At 66.2% G+C, this 15001-nt stretch carries 11 protein-coding genes; 8 read left to right on the top strand and 3 right to left on the bottom strand.

What is annotated here, in order from left to right; all coding sequences use genetic code 11:
* Positions 1–46 precede the first annotated feature (46 nt).
* Together SARO_RS06110 and SARO_RS06105 are read left to right on the top strand one after the other, a co-directional pair.
* The gene (locus SARO_RS06110) at positions 47–1261 is read left to right on the top strand and encodes an acetyl-CoA C-acetyltransferase (RefSeq protein ID WP_011444881.1); all 1215 of its coding nucleotides are present in this window, start codon (positions 47–49) and stop codon (positions 1259–1261) included.
* Positions 1261–2430, top strand: a complete 1170-nt coding sequence (locus SARO_RS06105) for an acyl-CoA dehydrogenase family protein (RefSeq protein WP_011444880.1) — start codon at positions 1261–1263, stop codon at positions 2428–2430. The genes SARO_RS06110 and SARO_RS06105 overlap by 1 nt, the downstream gene beginning before the upstream one ends.
* Here SARO_RS06105 and SARO_RS06100 read toward each other — a convergent pair.
* The 3 genes from SARO_RS06100 to SARO_RS06090 are packed head-to-tail and all read right to left on the bottom strand — an operon-like array spanning position 2424 to position 8173.
* Positions 2424–3827, bottom strand: a complete 1404-nt coding sequence (locus tag SARO_RS06100; RefSeq protein ID WP_011444879.1) for an efflux transporter outer membrane subunit — start codon at positions 3825–3827, stop codon at positions 2424–2426. The genes SARO_RS06105 and SARO_RS06100 overlap by 7 nt on opposite strands.
* A complete protein-coding gene (locus SARO_RS06095; RefSeq protein WP_011444878.1) occupies positions 3824–6958 on the bottom strand; it encodes an efflux RND transporter permease subunit in 3135 nt (1044 codons plus the stop codon). Before SARO_RS06095 ends, SARO_RS06100 begins: the two co-directional genes overlap by 4 nt.
* 6 nt (positions 6959–6964) lie before the next feature.
* Complete coding sequence (locus tag SARO_RS06090; RefSeq protein ID WP_011444877.1) at positions 6965–8173, bottom strand: efflux RND transporter periplasmic adaptor subunit; 1209 nt, start codon at positions 8171–8173, stop codon at positions 6965–6967.
* A 330-nt stretch (positions 8174–8503) separates the two neighbouring features.
* Between SARO_RS06090 and SARO_RS06085 the strand changes: the two genes are divergently transcribed.
* From SARO_RS06085 to SARO_RS20160, 6 genes are all read left to right on the top strand, one after another.
* Positions 8504–8779: an HU family DNA-binding protein gene (locus tag SARO_RS06085; RefSeq protein ID WP_011444876.1), complete on the top strand. Its 276-nt coding sequence runs from the start codon at positions 8504–8506 to the stop codon at positions 8777–8779.
* A gap of 598 nt (positions 8780–9377) precedes the next feature.
* A complete protein-coding gene (locus SARO_RS06080) occupies positions 9378–9905 on the top strand; it encodes a DUF4402 domain-containing protein (protein ID WP_011444875.1) in 528 nt (175 codons plus the stop codon).
* Positions 9906–9947: 42 nt separating this feature from the next.
* On the top strand, positions 9948–10391 hold the full coding sequence (locus tag SARO_RS06075; RefSeq protein WP_143004782.1) for a hypothetical protein: 444 nt from the start codon (positions 9948–9950) through the stop codon (positions 10389–10391).
* Between the two features lie 11 nt (positions 10392–10402).
* Complete coding sequence (locus SARO_RS06070; RefSeq protein WP_011444873.1) at positions 10403–11287, top strand: hypothetical protein; 885 nt, start codon at positions 10403–10405, stop codon at positions 11285–11287.
* 1 nt (position 11288) lies between these two features.
* The gene (locus SARO_RS06065) at positions 11289–14015 is read left to right on the top strand and encodes an MSCRAMM family protein (RefSeq protein ID WP_011444872.1); all 2727 of its coding nucleotides are present in this window, start codon (positions 11289–11291) and stop codon (positions 14013–14015) included.
* Entirely contained in the window at positions 14012–15001 is a 990-nt protein-coding gene (locus SARO_RS20160; protein WP_011444871.1) for a DUF4402 domain-containing protein, read from the top strand. Before SARO_RS06065 ends, SARO_RS20160 begins: the two co-directional genes overlap by 4 nt.

The following is a 15001-nucleotide window of genomic DNA, read 5'->3' as shown; positions in this document are numbered from 1 at the left end:
CCCCCTCCCGTTCCCGTAGAGCGGATGTCGTGAAGGATTTACCGTGATGACCCAGCTTCGCCACGCCGCCATCGTCGCCCCCATCCGCACCGCCGTGGGCAAGTTCGGCGGCTCGCTGTCGCCTCTCACCGCCGGGCAACTGGGCGCAACGATCCTCACGGCGCTGATGGACCGCACAAGGATCGACCCCGCGCGCGTCGATGACGTGATCTTCGCGCAGGGTTACGGCAACGGCGAGGCGCCGTGCATCTCGCACTGGTCGTGGCTGCTCGCGGGCCTGCCCGAGGAAGTTCCCGGCTACCAGCTCGATCGCCGCTGCGGCTCGGGCCTCCAGTCGATCGTCAATGCGGCGATGATGGTGCAGACCGGGGTTTCCGACGTCGTCGTGGCGGGCGGCGTGGAATCGATGTCCAACGTCGAGCACTATACCACTGACGTCCGCAAGGGCGTGCGCGCGGGCTCGCTGACCCTTCACGACCGCCTTACCCGTGGCCGCGTGATGAGCCAGCCGATCGAGCGCTATGGCGTGATCAGCGGCATGATCGAGACGGCGGAAAACCTCGCCAAGGACTTTGCCATCACCCGCGAAGCCTGCGACGCCTATGCCGTGCGCAGCCACCAGCGCGCGGCTGCTGCATGGGCCAACGGCCTGTTCGACGACGAACTCGTTCCGGTCTCCATCCCCCAGAAAAAGGGCGACCCCGTTCTCTTCGCCCACGACGAGGGTTACCGTGCCGACGCCAGCATGGAAACGCTTGGCAAGCTGCGCCCCCTCGAAGGCGGCGTCGTGACGGCAGGCAACGCCAGCCAGCAGAACGACGCGGCCGCCGCCTGCCTCGTCGTCGCGGAAGACAAGCTCGCCGAACTCGGCCTCGAACCCATCGCGTGGTTCCATTCCTGGGCGGCAGCGGGCTGCGATCCGAGCCGCATGGGCTATGGCCCTGTCCCCGCTACCGAGCGCCTGTTCGCCCGCAACGGCCTGACGTGGAACGACATCGACCTCATCGAACTGAACGAGGCCTTCGCCCCTCAGGTTCTCGCCTGCCTCAAGGGCTGGGGCTGGTCGGACGACGACAGCCGCCACGAGATGCTGAACGTCAATGGCTCGGGCATCAGCCTCGGCCATCCCATCGGCGCCACCGGCGGGCGCATCCTCGCCAACCTTACGCGCGAATTGAAGCGGCGCGGCGGGCGCTATGGCCTTGAAACCATGTGCATTGGTGGCGGTCAGGGAATCGCGGCGGTGTTCGAGGCGGCCTGATGATCCTCTCGCCGTACGACAGCGAAGACCACGGCGAAATCCGTGAGGGCGTTCGCAAGCTATGCGCCCAGTTTCCGGGCGAGTACTGGCGCAAGCTCGACGAGAAGCGCGAGTATCCGACCGACTTCGTCAACGCGCTGACCGAGGCGGGCTACCTTTCCGTCCTCATCCCCGAGGAATACGGCGGCTCGGGCCTCGGCCTTGGTGCTGCGGCGGCGATCCTCGAGACGATCCAGTCGGAGGGCGGCAACGGCGGCGCCTGTCATGCGCAGATGTACATCATGGGCACGATCCTTCGCCACGGGTCGGAAGAACAGAAGCGCGCATACCTTCCCCGTATCGCCGCCGGGACCTTGCGCCTCCAGGCCTTCGGCGTGACCGAGCCGACCAGCGGCACCGACACCACCAGCTTGCGCACCTTCGCCCGCCGCGAGGGCGACGAATATGTCGTCAATGGCCAGAAGATCTGGACCAGCCGCGCCGAACATTCCGATCTCATGCTCCTCCTCGCCCGCACCACCGCGCGCGAGGACGTGGCGAAGAAGACCGACGGCCTGTCAGTCTTCATCGTCGACATGCGCGACGTCGTGGGCAAGTCGCTCACTATCCGCCCGATCCGCACGATGATGAACCACGCGACGACCGAGGTCTTCTTCGACAACATGCGCATTCCCGCCGCAAACCTTCTCGGCGAGGAGGGCAAGGGCTTCCGTTACATCCTGTCGGGCATGAACGCCGAACGGGTGCTGATCGCGGCGGAATGCGTGGGCGACGCCAAGTGGTTCACGCGGCGGTCGGTCGAATATGCCGGGGAGCGAAAGGTCTTCGGCCGTGCCATCGGCGCCAATCAGGGCGTCGCCTTCCCCATCGCCAAGGCCTACGCAAACATGCGCGCCGCCGAACTCATGGTGCGCGAAGCCGCGCGCATGTACGAGGCGGGTTTGCCTATGGGCGCGGAAGCGAACATGGCCAAGATGCTTGCGGCTGATGCATCATGGGAAGCCGGCAACGCCTGCGTCCAGACGCACGGCGGCTTCGGCTTTGCCGAGGAGTACGACATCGAACGCAAGCTGCGCGAGACCCGGCTCTACCAGGTGGCGCCGATCAGCACGAACCTGATCCTGTCGTTCCTGGCCGAACACGTTCTGGGCCTGCCCCGCAGCTACTGAGGCTTCGTCACTTCCACCAATCCGCCTCCCAGCGCACGGTACAGCTCGACCATGTTGCTCGCTTTCGTGAGCCGCACCGAAACCAGCGACTGCCGCGCATTGTAGAGCGTGCGCTGGGCGTCGAGCGGTTCGAGATAGCTGGCAACACCGGCATCGTAGCGTGACTGGCTCAGGCGGTACGCGGTCGCCGCATTGGCCTCGAGCGAAGTCTGCGCCCTCACACTCTCGTCGATGGTCCCGCGCCGCGCCAGCGCGTCCGCCACTTCGCGGAAGGCCGTCTGGATCGTCCTCTCATAGGTCGCGAGCGCCGCATCGCGCGCGGCCTTGGCCGCCGCAAGATTGCCCGCCGTCGCCCCGCCATCGAAGATCCGCTGGCGCAAGGCCGCATTGGCCGTCTTCTGGAAGTCGCCACCGCTGAAGATGCTCGTCAGCCCGGAACTGGCGAACCCGAACAAGCCGGTTAGCGATAGCGTCGGAAAGAACGCCGCCCGCGCCGCGCCAATGTCGGCGTAGGTCGCCTTCAGGTCGTGCTCCGCAGCGAGAACGTCGGGCCTGCGCAGCAGCACCTGCGAGGACAGGCCGACGGGCAGCTCGGCGCGAACCTGGTCGCCCTCGCCTAACGTCGAAGGCAGAAGCTCGTCCGGTAACGGACCGCCCGCGATCAGTTCCAGCGCATTGCGAGCCTGGGCCAGGCTGGTGCGGAAGTCTGCCACTGCGGCTTCGGCGCTGTTGAGCGCCGTGGTCGCCGTGGCCACGTCAAGCTTCGTACCGATCCCGTTGGCTTCGCGCCGGACATTGACGTCGAGCGTCCTGCGCCGGGATGCCACGGTTTCCTCGGCAATGCGCAGGGCATCGGCGGTGGCCGCATAGGACAGCCACGCGCTTGCTGTTTCGGCCACCAGCGCGATCTGCGTTGCCTTGCGCCCTTCGTCCGTCGCGAGATAGCTTTCGAACGCACTCTGGCTCTGGTTGCGAAGCCGGCCCCACAGGTCGATCTCGTAGGCACTGGTCCCCGCCTGGACGAGGAAGTTGTCGGTCACCCGCCCTGCGGTGCCCTGCACCGCCGACAGCGTGCCGGTCGCGTTGACGATGGGGAACAGCGCCGCGCGGTCCACACGGTAGAGCGCCCTCGCCCGCTCTACGTTGGCAAGCGTCGCGCGCAGGTTGCGGTTGTCGGCAAGAGCCTTGGCGATCACCTGCTGCAGGCGTGCATCGGCAAAGAAATCGCGCCAGCCCAGCGCATCGGCGTCCGTCTCGCCGGGGGCTAGACCGGGGTAGGCTCCGCCTTGCGGCAGAGCCGGCGGCACCGGCGCAGCGGGCTGCACGTACTTGGGCGCAAGATTGCAACCCGCGAGCGCCAGTGCCGGAAGCGCGGCGAGGATCGGGCGCATGTTCATGCGGGCTCTCCCACGGTTTCGACGGGCGTGGCGGGCTTGCGGCGGAACCAGCCCTTCACCAGCACGAAGAACAGTGGCACGAGGAAGATCGCCAGAATTGTCGCCGAAAGCATACCGCCCATGACGCCGGTGCCGATGGCGCGACGACCGTTGGCCCCGGCCCCGTCGGCAATAGCGAGCGGGATAACGCCGGCGATGAACGCGACGCTCGTCATGATGATCGGACGCAGGCGAAGTCGCGCGCCTTCGAGCGCCGCCGCCACCGGTTCCACCCCGCGCGCCAGCGCAGCTTCGGCGAACTCCACGATGAGGATCGCGTTCTTGGCCGAGAGGCCGATGGTGGTCAGCAGCGCCACCTGGAAATAGATGTCGTTGTTGTAGCCGCGCAAGGTCACGGCAAGGACCGCGCCGATGATGCCGAGCGGGATGACCAGCAGCACCGCGACCGGCACCGACCAGCTTTCGTAGAGCGCGGCAAGGCACAGGAAGATGAAGAAGATCGATGCGGTGTAGAGCAGGAGCGACTGGCTGGAAGCGGCGCGCTCCTGATAGGACAGGCCGCTCCACGCCACGCTGAAGTTGCCGTCGAGCTTTGCCGCGTTGTCCTCCATGATCTTCATCGCATCGCCCGAACTGACGCCGGGAGCGCCGCTGCCCTGCAATTGCTGCGCCGGAACGCCATTGAAGCGGTCGAGCCGGACCGGCCCTTGTGTCCAGTGTGAAGAGGCGAAGGCCGAGAACGGCGCCATCTGCCCGCCATTGCTGCGCACAAACCACTGGCCCAGATCCGACGGTTCGTTGCGATAGGGAGCATCGCCCTGGACGTAGACGCGCTTCACGCGCCCCCGGTCGACGAAGTCGTTCACGTAAAGCCCGCCCCAGGCGATGGATAACGTCGAGTTCGCGCTTGCCGGACTGATCTGGAAGGCCGTCAGCGCATCGTCATCAATGTCGACCTTGAGCTGCGGCGTGTCCTCGAGCCCGGACAGGCGGACTTGCGCCAGGCGCTCGTCCTCGCCAGCCAGCTTGGTAAGCTGGCGACGCGCGGCGGTCAGCGCATCACGGCCCGCCCCCAGCGCGTCCTGAAGCCACATCTCGAAACCGCCGGAACTGCCAAGGCCACGGATCGGCGGTGGATCGAGCACGAAGATCTGCGCATCCCGGGACTTGCGGAAATAGGCATTAAGCCGCTCGGCGATGGCGGCCGCGCTGTGTTCCTTGCCGGAACGTTCCGACCAGTCCTTGAGCAGGATGAAGCCTTGCCCGGCATTCTGCGCCGAACCCGCCTGGCCCCGGCCCATCACCACGAACACGGCTTTCACGTCCTCCTTTTCCGAAGTGCGGATATAGTCCGAAAGCTGGTTGGCTACGGCGCGGGTCTGTTCCGAGGTGGAGCCGACCGGAAGCTGGTAGCTGATCGAGAGGTTGCCCTGGTCTTCAGCGGGCAGGAAGCTGGTCGGCAGCCGCACGTAGAGCAGGACCATGCCCAGCGTGATCCCCGCAAAGACCATCATCCACGGCAGCGGCCGCCCGACGACCCGGGCAAGGCGGGTGCGGTAACGCCCCTCGAGATTGGCATAGCCATCGTTGAACCTGCGGAAGAAGCGACCGCCAGGCTTTTCATGTTCCGCAACCGGCTTGAGCAGCGTGGCGCAAAGCGCGGGCGTGAAGACCAGCGCGACGAGGACCGACAGTGTCATGGCCGAAACGATCGTGACCGAGAACTGGCGATAGATCGCGCCGGTCGAGCCGCCGAAAAACGCCATCGGCACGAATACCGCCGTCAGCACCAGCGTGATGCCGATGAGCGCCGATGTGATCTCGTCCATCGACTTGACCGTGGCGTCGAGCGGGGACAGCCCTTCTTCGTGCATCACGCGCTCGACGTTTTCGACGACGACGATGGCGTCGTCGACCAGCAGACCGATGGCAAGGACCATGCCGAACATCGTCAGCGTGTTGATCGTATAGCCGGCAAGCGACAGCACGCCGAAAGTACCAAGCAGGACGACCGGAACCGCGATTGCCGGGATCAGCGTCGCGCGCCAGCTTTGCAGGAACACGAACATCACGATCACGACCAGCACGATCGCCTCGCCAAGCGACCAGACGACCTCTTCGATGGATAGCTTGACGAAAGTGCTGCTGTCGCGTGGATAGGCCACTTCGTATCCGGCGGGCAGATCCTTCGACAGCTCGGCCACGGTATCCTTGACCAGCTGCGCGGTCTTCATCGCGTTCGCGCCCGAAGCGAGGCTGACCGACAGGCCGGTTGCCGGCATGCCATTGAAACGGCTGATCGAACCGTAGCTTTCCTCGCCCATCTCCACCCGGGCAACGTCGCGCAGGCGCACGACCGAGCCATCGACCTGCGTCTTGACGACGATGTTCTCGAATTCCTCGGGCGTCTGGAGGCGCGAGCGCGCGGTGACCGTGGCGTTGAGGCGCTGCCCGTCGGGCGCGGGGTTCGCGCCGATCTCGCCCGCAGCGACTTGCGTGTTCTGGGCCTGGAGTGCGGTTACAACGTCCGAAGGCATGAGCTGGACCGCGGCAAGCCGCAGCGGATCGAGCCAGATGCGCATCGCATAAGACGCGCCAAATATCTGCGCGTTGCCCACGCCTTCGACGCGCGAGATGGGGTCCTGGAAGTGGGTCGACAGGTAATCCGAGATATCCGCGTTGGTCGTGCGCCCGGTCTTGTCATAGATCGACACCACCATCAGCATGTCGGATTGCGACTTGTTGACGTTCACGCCCTGCTGCTGGACCACCGCCGGAAGCCGGCTGACCGCACGCGAGATGGCGTTCTGGACCTGGACCTGGGCGGTATCGGGATCGGTGCCCTTGTCGAAGGTGACGGTGATCTGGGAGGACCCGTTGGACGAGTTCGAATTGAAATAGAGCAGGCCGTCGAGGCCCTTGAGTTGCTGCTCGAGAACCTGGGTGACGCTGTTCTCGACGGTAGAGGCATCGGCGCCGCCATAAGTCGCATTGATCGAGACGGTGGGCGGGGCGATGTCGGGGTACTGTTCCACGCCCATGGTGCTGACGGCGAACAGGCCCGCCGCCATGATGACGATGGCAAGAACCCAGGCGAAAATCGGGCGGTGGGCGAAGAAGCGCGAAATCATCGGCGGTTACTTCCCCGCGCCCTTTGCATCGGACGGGGCCGTTGCATCAGACGCCGCCTTGCTGCCGGCGGCGACGACCTTGGCCTTCTGCCCTTCGCGCGCGTTGATCAGTCCTTCGACAACGACGCGGTCGCCCGGCTTGAGCCCGCCGGTGACGAGCCAGTTCTGGCCGACCGGCGTTTCCGCCACGATCTCGCGCTTCTCGAGCATGTCTCCCGCACCGGCGACGAGCACGCTGGCACGGCCACGCGGATCGCGGCTGACGGCAGCCTGAGGCACGAGGATACCGTTTGGCACGGTGCCCTGCCCGACGCGCGCGCGGACGAACAGCCCCGGCAGAAGATCCCCTCTCGGGTTTGGCACCACGGCCCGGACGGTGATCGTGCCGGTCTCGGGATCGACGTCGATGTCGGCGGGATTGAGCCTGCCGGTAACCGGATATTCCGAACCGTCGGGCAATATCACGCGAACGGGGGCCGCCCCGGACACCAGCTTGCCGCTTTCCAGAGCGCGGCGCAGGGCGATGAAATCAGCGCCGGACTGCTTGATGTTGACGTACATCGGGTCGAGCCGTTGGACCTTGGCCATCGGTTCGGCCTGGTTGGCAGTGACGAGCGCGCCCTTGGTCACCATCGAAATGCCGATGCGCCCCGAAATGGGGGACGTGACCCGGGTGAAGCCCAGATTGACCCGCGCGGAAGCGAGCGAAGCGCGGGCCTGCTCCACCGCGGCGCGCGACTGGTTGTATGCCGCCAGGGCATCGGCCGCATCCTGCCGGCTCACGCCGCCCTGTTCGGCAAGGAGGCGAAAGCGCTCCGCCTTCAGGCGGTTGGCCTCGACCGTGGCCTGCGCGGATGCCAGCGATGCCGCCGCCTGCGCGCTGGACGCGGCATAGATACGGGAATCGATCTGGTAGAGCGGCTGCCCGGCGCGAACGAACGAACCTTCGGGGAACAGGCGGGCCATGACGATCCCGGCAACTTGCGGACGCACTTCCGCGACTTCGGACGCTTCGGTTCGTCCTGAAAGTTCGGCGGTAAGCTCGACCGGCTGCTGGCGGGCGATCACGACGCCGACAGTGGGCGCGGGTTTGCCGGCAGGTTCGGCGGAGGAACCGCAACCAGCCAGCGCAAAGGAAGCGGCAGCGGCAAACGCGAAGAGCGGATATCGGATTGTGGACGGCAAGGACAGCCTCGCTGGATCGGAACGCACCATCCGGCGGCGGAACGGTCGGCGCGCGTCGAATCGCAAGGTGGGCGGATCAATGCGCGGCGACCGGCCCGGGACCGGTTTCTTGAGCGTGTCTAGCAGATTGCTGCACCTGCGCACGTTCCTTGATGGGATTCGCCGCTGGCTGCGACACAAAGTTACAAGTTGGGCAATTCGTCGCGGATTTCCGGCGATTCGAACAATCGCAAGCCTGAAAATGCCGTGAAATGGGGGCAATGGTGCGAATATCGGTGGAAAGTCGCCCGCAAGGCATGGCTTTCGCCGTTCCCGATGCGTTAGCCGTGCCGTCCCTTTCTAGCTGAGGACAAGACACCCATGAACAACAGCGACCTCGCCGACATCATCGCCGCCAACCATGGCCTCTCGAAGGCAGACGCCCGCAAGGCCGTCGACAGCGTGTTCGCCGCGATCGCCGACGCTGCCGCGAAGGGCGAGGAAGTCTCGCTGAACGGCTTCGGCAAGTTCAAGGTCAAGAACACCCCGGCCCGCGAAGGCCGCAACCCCTCGACCGGCGCGACCATCCAGATCGCGGCTTCGAACAAGCTGACCTTCGCTGCCGCCAAGGCAGTCAAGGACAAGCTGAACGGCTGATCCTGTCCGGACCGGCGCCTGCGCGATCGCGGGCGCCGGATCCGCCCTGCGCGGATCGAGATTCCGCACCGCCGCAGCAAGAACTGCGGAAAATTCCCACCCCCTCATAGCCGCCGGACCGACCGTCCGCATTGCGCATATGCTCCGCACGCCTCGCGCTGCGTCAGAGCCGCCGCTACCCCCAAAGCTGGGGCGACCTCACGAATCGAAAATGGCGTGGCGGGCAAGCTCTCGCTCCGCTGCCGCGTGCCTGACTTTGCACAGAGGCCGACCGCCTACAAAGGTCCCAGCCCTATAAACGTTGGTTAACACGACCCCCCTTACTCTCGGCCTTAAATCTGAATGCATTCAACCTGGCACAACTTTTTCCGACATATTTTTCTTATATTTATCAATACATTAAATTTTCGCCGCAAGGATTTTTCCAATCTTTGCAATGGTTTGCAGTGCACCCGGCCCCGTTAACCATTGCTTAGGTACGCAAACCTAGGAACCCCCCTAGTCCGGCAGGGTCGCCGGCATTGACCGGTAAACGCAAACTGCGCGGACCGGTCCGGGACACCCCGTGGGAACGGGGACTTGGATAGGGGAAGAAGACATGAAGAAAGCTCTTGCAAGCGCGGCGATCGCCGCTGGCTTGATGGTCGGAGGTTCCGCCTTCGCCCAGTCCGCAGCCAATACCGACAGCGCGTCGGCTTCGGCCTCGGTCACAATCGTCCGCCCGGTCACGATCACCAAGACCAGCGACCTGGCCTTCGGCCGCATCGTCAAGCCGCGCACCGGCACGGGCACGGTCTCGATCGCCAACAGCAGCAACTCGGTCGTCGCGGGCAGCGGCGCTGTCGCGCTCTCGGGCATCACCACCAGCCGCGCCGCGTTCACGGTCGATGGCGAAGGCGGTCAGGTCGTGACCACGTCGATCCCGTCGACCATGACCCTTTCGGGCAACAATGACTCGATCACGGTCAACCTGTCGCCCGACTTCGGATCGACCGTCACGCTCTCGGGCTCGTCCGCATCGGCCGGCAGCGCCACGCTCAACGTCGGCGGCAGCTTCGATCTCGCCTCGTCGCGGGCCTCGGGTGCCTACACGGGTTCGTTCACGGTCTCCGTCGCCTACCAGTGACGTGAGCGGGCAAGGGCCGGACGGATGCCGAAGGGGGGAGCAATGAACCGAACGTACTGCATGTCGCGCCGGCTTGTCGCCGCGCGGATCGTCGGAGCGTTCGGGTTGCTGGCTTCGGCACCGCCGACCCTTGCCGCGACCAGCGGTTCGACCACCACGACCATCGACGCGCAGGCGTCGGTCCTGGTGGCGGACCCGGTTGGCGCGGGCCTTTCGTTCGATCTCGTCAACGATGCCATTTCCGCCGTCTTCCTGAGCGGAGACAGCGGTGATTCCGTCTCCCTCCTGCTGTCCGGCGGGAAAGACGGGGAGCAGACCGCGCCGCGCGACGACCGGGCGCAGCGCCTGCAAAGCGGCGTCGTGGTCATGGCCAGCGGGGTCTACAGGATCGACCTCCTGACCCCCGTGGCGGGAGGCAGGCCGATCCGCCTCCGGTCGCCGCTTCCGGGCAGTGGCTCGATCCTTTTCCTTGCACAGTTTAACTAAGGTCCAGCGCGATGAAGCTCTCGTTCCGATCCATTGCGATGCTGCTGCCCCTCGTGGCGGCCATCCCCGTGCACGCGCAGGACGTCGCACCCGCTGCACAGGTCGCCCTTCCGGCAGCAGGCGCCGCGAACATCAATATCACCCCGCGCCGCGTGATCTTCGATCGCAGCAAGCGAACCGAGGCGGTCTTCGTCTTCAACCAGGGTAATACCCCGGTCACCGTCGACGTCGCTCTGGTAGACAACGCCATGCTGCCGTCGGGCGAGATCGTGCCGATCTCCCGCATTGCCGATCATGGCCCGGCCGCCCAGGCGGTTGCGGCAAAGGTCCGTTCGGCCAAGCCCTTCGTGCTGGCCGCGCCGAGCCGGCTGACGTTGCCGCCCGGCCAGGGCCGCACGATCCGCGTCCGCGCCACGCTTGCCGACAGCGCGACATCCGACGAATTCCGCACGCACCTGACGGTGACGACAGTGCCCGCACCCGATGCCGGACTCACCGCCGAGCAGGCGGCTGCCACGGAAAAGGGCGAACTGGTCCTGCGCATCCAGTCGGTCTTCGGCATCTCGATACCGCTGATCGTGCGCAGCGGCAGCCCCGACGCGACGGGCACCATCGGTTCGATGGCGGTTGCGCAGACGGCCAAGGGCCCGGTCCTCTCGCTTGCCCTGCGCCGAAATGGGGCAACCTCCCTCTACGGCAACGTCGAAGTCCGCTCGGGCAAGGAACTGGTCGGCATTGTCCGCGGCATTGCCGTCTATCCCGAACTGGACGAGCGCGTCGCGCAGGTCCCGCTGCTGCGTCCGCTCAAACGCGGCGAGACCGTGACCGCCACGTTCATCGCCGACGATGCGAAGCAGGCCCAGCCGGTCGCGACTGGAACCCTCACCGCCTCCTGACATGATCTCCGCAACCGCCATCGTGGCCCTGGCAGCAACCCTTCCGGGTAGCTCGCCAGCAGGACCGGTTGCGTCCCTGCAACCAGCGTTCGGGGGCCAGACTGCCGATGCGCAGGCGCCCGATCTGCTGCTGCTTTCGGTCCAGCTCGATGGCGCGACCATCTCGGAGGCGTTGACCGCCTACGGCGATCCCGCCGATCCGCTGGTGCCGCTGGGCGAACTTGCGCGTCTTCTCGAACTGCCGCTCGACATCGACGTACGGAACGGCGTGGCATCCGGCCGGATCGGGGAAAGCCAGCGACCGATCACCGTCGACCTCAAGTCTGGACAGGCGCTCATCGGCGGCAAGGTCGTGGCGCTGGTTCCGCCGGACAGCCTTGTCACCGAGACGGACATCTACCTGCGTGCCTCGCTCGTCGCAAAGCTCCTGCCGCTCAGGATCACCGCCACGCCAGAGGACATGCTTCTCACGCTCGAGGCCACTGAAAAGCTTCCGGTTCAGGCCCAGCGCGAGCGCCTCGCGCACCTTGCGGGCCTGTCCGGCCAGCCGGAGCAGCGCGACGATGCGATGCGGGTCGCAACGCCCTATCGCTGGCTGGGCGAACCGGCCTTCGACTTCACCGCCGAGCTTGGCCAGGCCGATGAGGGCAGCGACGGCGGACGCCGCACGATGACCCGCTTCGAGGGGCGTGTCGCCGGGGACCTGCTGCAAGCCGGCTTCTCGGCCTGGCTGGCAACCGACGACAACGCCTCCCCGGCCGCCGCCCGCGTAGCCTTCACCAGGCGGTCGGAGGATGGGCGCCTGCTGGGATCGCTTGGCGGCACGATGGCCGCCGTGGGCGATGTATTCACCCCTGCCATGACGATGGGCGCACGCTCGCTCAATGGCGCCGGCCTGGTCTTCTCGTCGACGCGCGTGGACGAGGCGAGCGTATTCCAGCGCATCAACCTGCGCGGAGAACTGCCCGTCGGCTACGACGCCGAACTCTACGTCAACGATATCCTGCGCTCCGGCCAGCGCGGCGCCACCGCGCAAGGCCGCTATGAATTCAACGACATACCGCTCGTACGCGGCCGCAACGCCATTCGCATCGTCCTCTATGGCCCCCGTGGCGAACGGGTCGAGCGCACGCGCGTCATAAATGTCGGCGGCGGCCAGCTCGCGGCCGGTCGCACCACCGTCGATCTCGGCGTGGTCGCGCAGGACAAACCGCTGATCGACCTGTCGGAATCGAGCATCGCAGGCTTTTCCGCCGGACGCGGCAGTCTCCGGGCGGTCCTCAACGTCGCACATGGCCTTACCGAAGCGGCAACGCTGACGGGCGGCATCTCGCGCTTTTCGGACAGCCTCGGAAAGGCCCATACCATCGCCAGCGCGGGCCTGCGCAGTTCGGTGCTCGGCATGGCCCTGCAGGGTGACTTCGCCAGCGACTTTCGCGGGGGACGGGCCGCTTCGCTCGGCATCGCCGGTAGGGTTGGAGGCGTCAGCTTTCTTGGCCGGCACGTCGAATATGGCGGTCGCCTTGCCGACGAGGCCAACACCAGCTTCGATGCTTCACGGCCCATGCGCCGGTTCAGCGAACTTGTCTTCGACCTCGCCGTTCCGCTCCCCGGCTCCCTCGGCCTGCCAGTATCGGGCCGCATGGAGCGCGCCGAATTCGCCGACGGCGGTCGCAGCCTCACCGCCCGCGCACGCACCACGGCCAGCCTCGGCGGCACGATCGTCGCGCTGGGCGCCGACTACAGCCATCGTTCCCAGCCCGGCGCATCCGAAACGCGGATGAGCGGCAACGTCAGCGCATCGCGCCTGATCAATTATTCCTGGCAGTTGCGCGGCACCGCCGACTTCCGCCTGAAACCCGGTTTCAGCCTCGAAACGCTGGGCTTTTCGGCCGACCACGCAATTGGCGATCGCTACAGCGTGCGCTTTGGCGCCACGCGGACCTTCTCAAGCCGCGACGTGGCCCTTCAGGCCGGCGTCACCGCACGCCTGCCTTTCGGCACCGCAACGCTTGGCGGCGACTGGTCGGCCGGACAGAACCGGTGGCGCGTAGGCCTGCAACTGAATTTCGGCCTTGCGCGCGATCCGCTCAAGGGCCGCTATCGCATTACGCCCCCCGGCCCCGCCAATGGCGCAAGCGCCGCCCTGCTCGCCTTCATCGATGCCAACGCCAACGGCCAGCGCGACAGGGGCGAGGAAGCCGTGCCGGGCGTGGTCGTCGAAGGGGGCGGACTCAAGACGGTCACCGATGCAGACGGGCGGGCTTTCGTCACCGGGCTTGGCGATGGCAGCATGACCACCCTGCGCACCGACGCCACTGGCGCAGACACGGTCTTCGTTGCCGCGCCGCCGCAGAACATCGTCTTCGCCGCGCGGTCCGGCGGCATGACGACGATCCCGTACCCCCTCGTGCCGACATCGGAACTGGTTGCGCGCATCGGCTTTCGCCGCAAGGACGGAGAGGTGGGCGGCCTCTCCGCCGTAAAGCTGCGCCTCGTGTCGGCGAAGGGTGAAGTGATCCAGGGCATGACCGAGTTTGACGGAACAGCCGTGTTCGACCAGGTACGTCCCGGAAAATACGCGATCGAGATCGATCCGGAACAGGGCGCACGCCTCGGCATGAGGCTCAAGTCTCCGATCTTCGTGACAGTCGGCGCCGATGGCCGGACCATCGATGCCCTGGGCGAAGTGGCTTTCGACGAACCTGTCCGGATGGTGGAACGATGATCTGGCGCACGCTGACGATGCTGTTGCTGACCCTTGCCTTTGCCGGGGCAGCGAAAGCGCAATCCTATACCGTCTCCTCGATCACCGGCGGGTCGCTCGGCACGGTGGTTTCGGCCAGCACCGGTTCCTCGACGTTCCGGGTTACCGCATCGTCGGGCGCGGTGGCGCGGCAGTCGGGCAGCGCGGTGCGCCTGTCGACCAACTCGGCGAATGCCACGATCACCATCGGCTGTTCGGGTGGAAACAGCACTGCATGCAGTTCGAGCTACATCAACGTGACGATCACGGCCTTGAGCACCAACACCGGACGCACCAGCAGTCTCCAGAACCTTTCGGTGGCATCGGGGACGGTCAGCCTGCTCTCCACGCCGACGGCCGGAAGCACGTTGCAGTTCTACGTCAACCCCATCGCCCGCGGCACGACGAGGACCATTCTCCTGGGCTTCGACATGGCCATCCTCGGCAACAATTCCACGCGCGGGACAGGCACTGCATCGGCAAGCTTCACCGTGACCGCGCAGCGAGTTGGCGGCGGCGGGTCAAGCACGCTGAGCGGTTCCGCCACGGCAACGGTAATCCGCCCGTTGGACATCGTGAAGACCGCCGACCTTTCCTTCGGCACCGTCACAAGGCCGACCACCGGCTCCGGAAGTGTCGTCGTGTCGCCGGCCGGCACGGTCACGACGAGCGGCACAGGCGTCCAGCGCCTTGCCGCGACCACAGCGCAGCCCGCAACGTTCGCGATCACCGGCGAAGGCGGACAATCGGTCACCGTCTCGGTCCCGTCGACCGTGACCCTGTCGAGCGGAGGCAACTCCGTCACCATGACCACAAGCGCCACCGGCAGCGGGAGCCAGGTGCTGAGCGGCGCCATCGGGTCGAGCGGCACCGCAACGGTAAGCGTGGGTGGAACCCTGCCCCTGTCCAGTTCGACAGCGGCGGGCACCTACACCGGCACGCTGACGGTAACCACGCAGTACAACTAG

The sequence above is a fragment of the Novosphingobium aromaticivorans DSM 12444 genome (genome assembly GCF_000013325.1).
Taxonomy (GTDB): domain Bacteria; phylum Pseudomonadota; class Alphaproteobacteria; order Sphingomonadales; family Sphingomonadaceae; genus Novosphingobium; species Novosphingobium aromaticivorans.
The sequence above is the reverse complement of the archived record's forward strand: the minus strand, read 5'-3'. Positions and strand labels throughout refer to the sequence as shown.

What these genes read in the sequence shown, in the direction of transcription:
- SARO_RS06110 (WP_011444881.1), top strand. Translation starts at nt 47, where the DNA reads ATGACCCAGCTTCGCCACGCCGCCATCGTCGCCCCCATCCGCACCGCC.
- SARO_RS06105 (WP_011444880.1), top strand. Translation starts at nt 1,261, where the DNA reads ATGATCCTCTCGCCGTACGACAGCGAAGACCACGGCGAAATCCGTGAG.
- SARO_RS06100 (WP_011444879.1), bottom strand. Translation starts at nt 3,827, where the DNA reads ATGAACATGCGCCCGATCCTCGCCGCGCTTCCGGCACTGGCGCTCGCG.
- SARO_RS06095 (WP_011444878.1), bottom strand. Translation starts at nt 6,958, where the DNA reads ATGATTTCGCGCTTCTTCGCCCACCGCCCGATTTTCGCCTGGGTTCTT.
- SARO_RS06090 (WP_011444877.1), bottom strand. Translation starts at nt 8,173, where the DNA reads ATGGTGCGTTCCGATCCAGCGAGGCTGTCCTTGCCGTCCACAATCCGA.
- SARO_RS06085 (WP_011444876.1), top strand. Translation starts at nt 8,504, where the DNA reads ATGAACAACAGCGACCTCGCCGACATCATCGCCGCCAACCATGGCCTC.
- SARO_RS06080 (WP_011444875.1), top strand. Translation starts at nt 9,378, where the DNA reads ATGAAGAAAGCTCTTGCAAGCGCGGCGATCGCCGCTGGCTTGATGGTC.
- SARO_RS06075 (WP_143004782.1), top strand. Translation starts at nt 9,948, where the DNA reads ATGAACCGAACGTACTGCATGTCGCGCCGGCTTGTCGCCGCGCGGATC.
- SARO_RS06070 (WP_011444873.1), top strand. Translation starts at nt 10,403, where the DNA reads ATGAAGCTCTCGTTCCGATCCATTGCGATGCTGCTGCCCCTCGTGGCG.
- SARO_RS06065 (WP_011444872.1), top strand. Translation starts at nt 11,289, where the DNA reads ATGATCTCCGCAACCGCCATCGTGGCCCTGGCAGCAACCCTTCCGGGT.
- SARO_RS20160 (WP_011444871.1), top strand. Translation starts at nt 14,012, where the DNA reads ATGATCTGGCGCACGCTGACGATGCTGTTGCTGACCCTTGCCTTTGCC.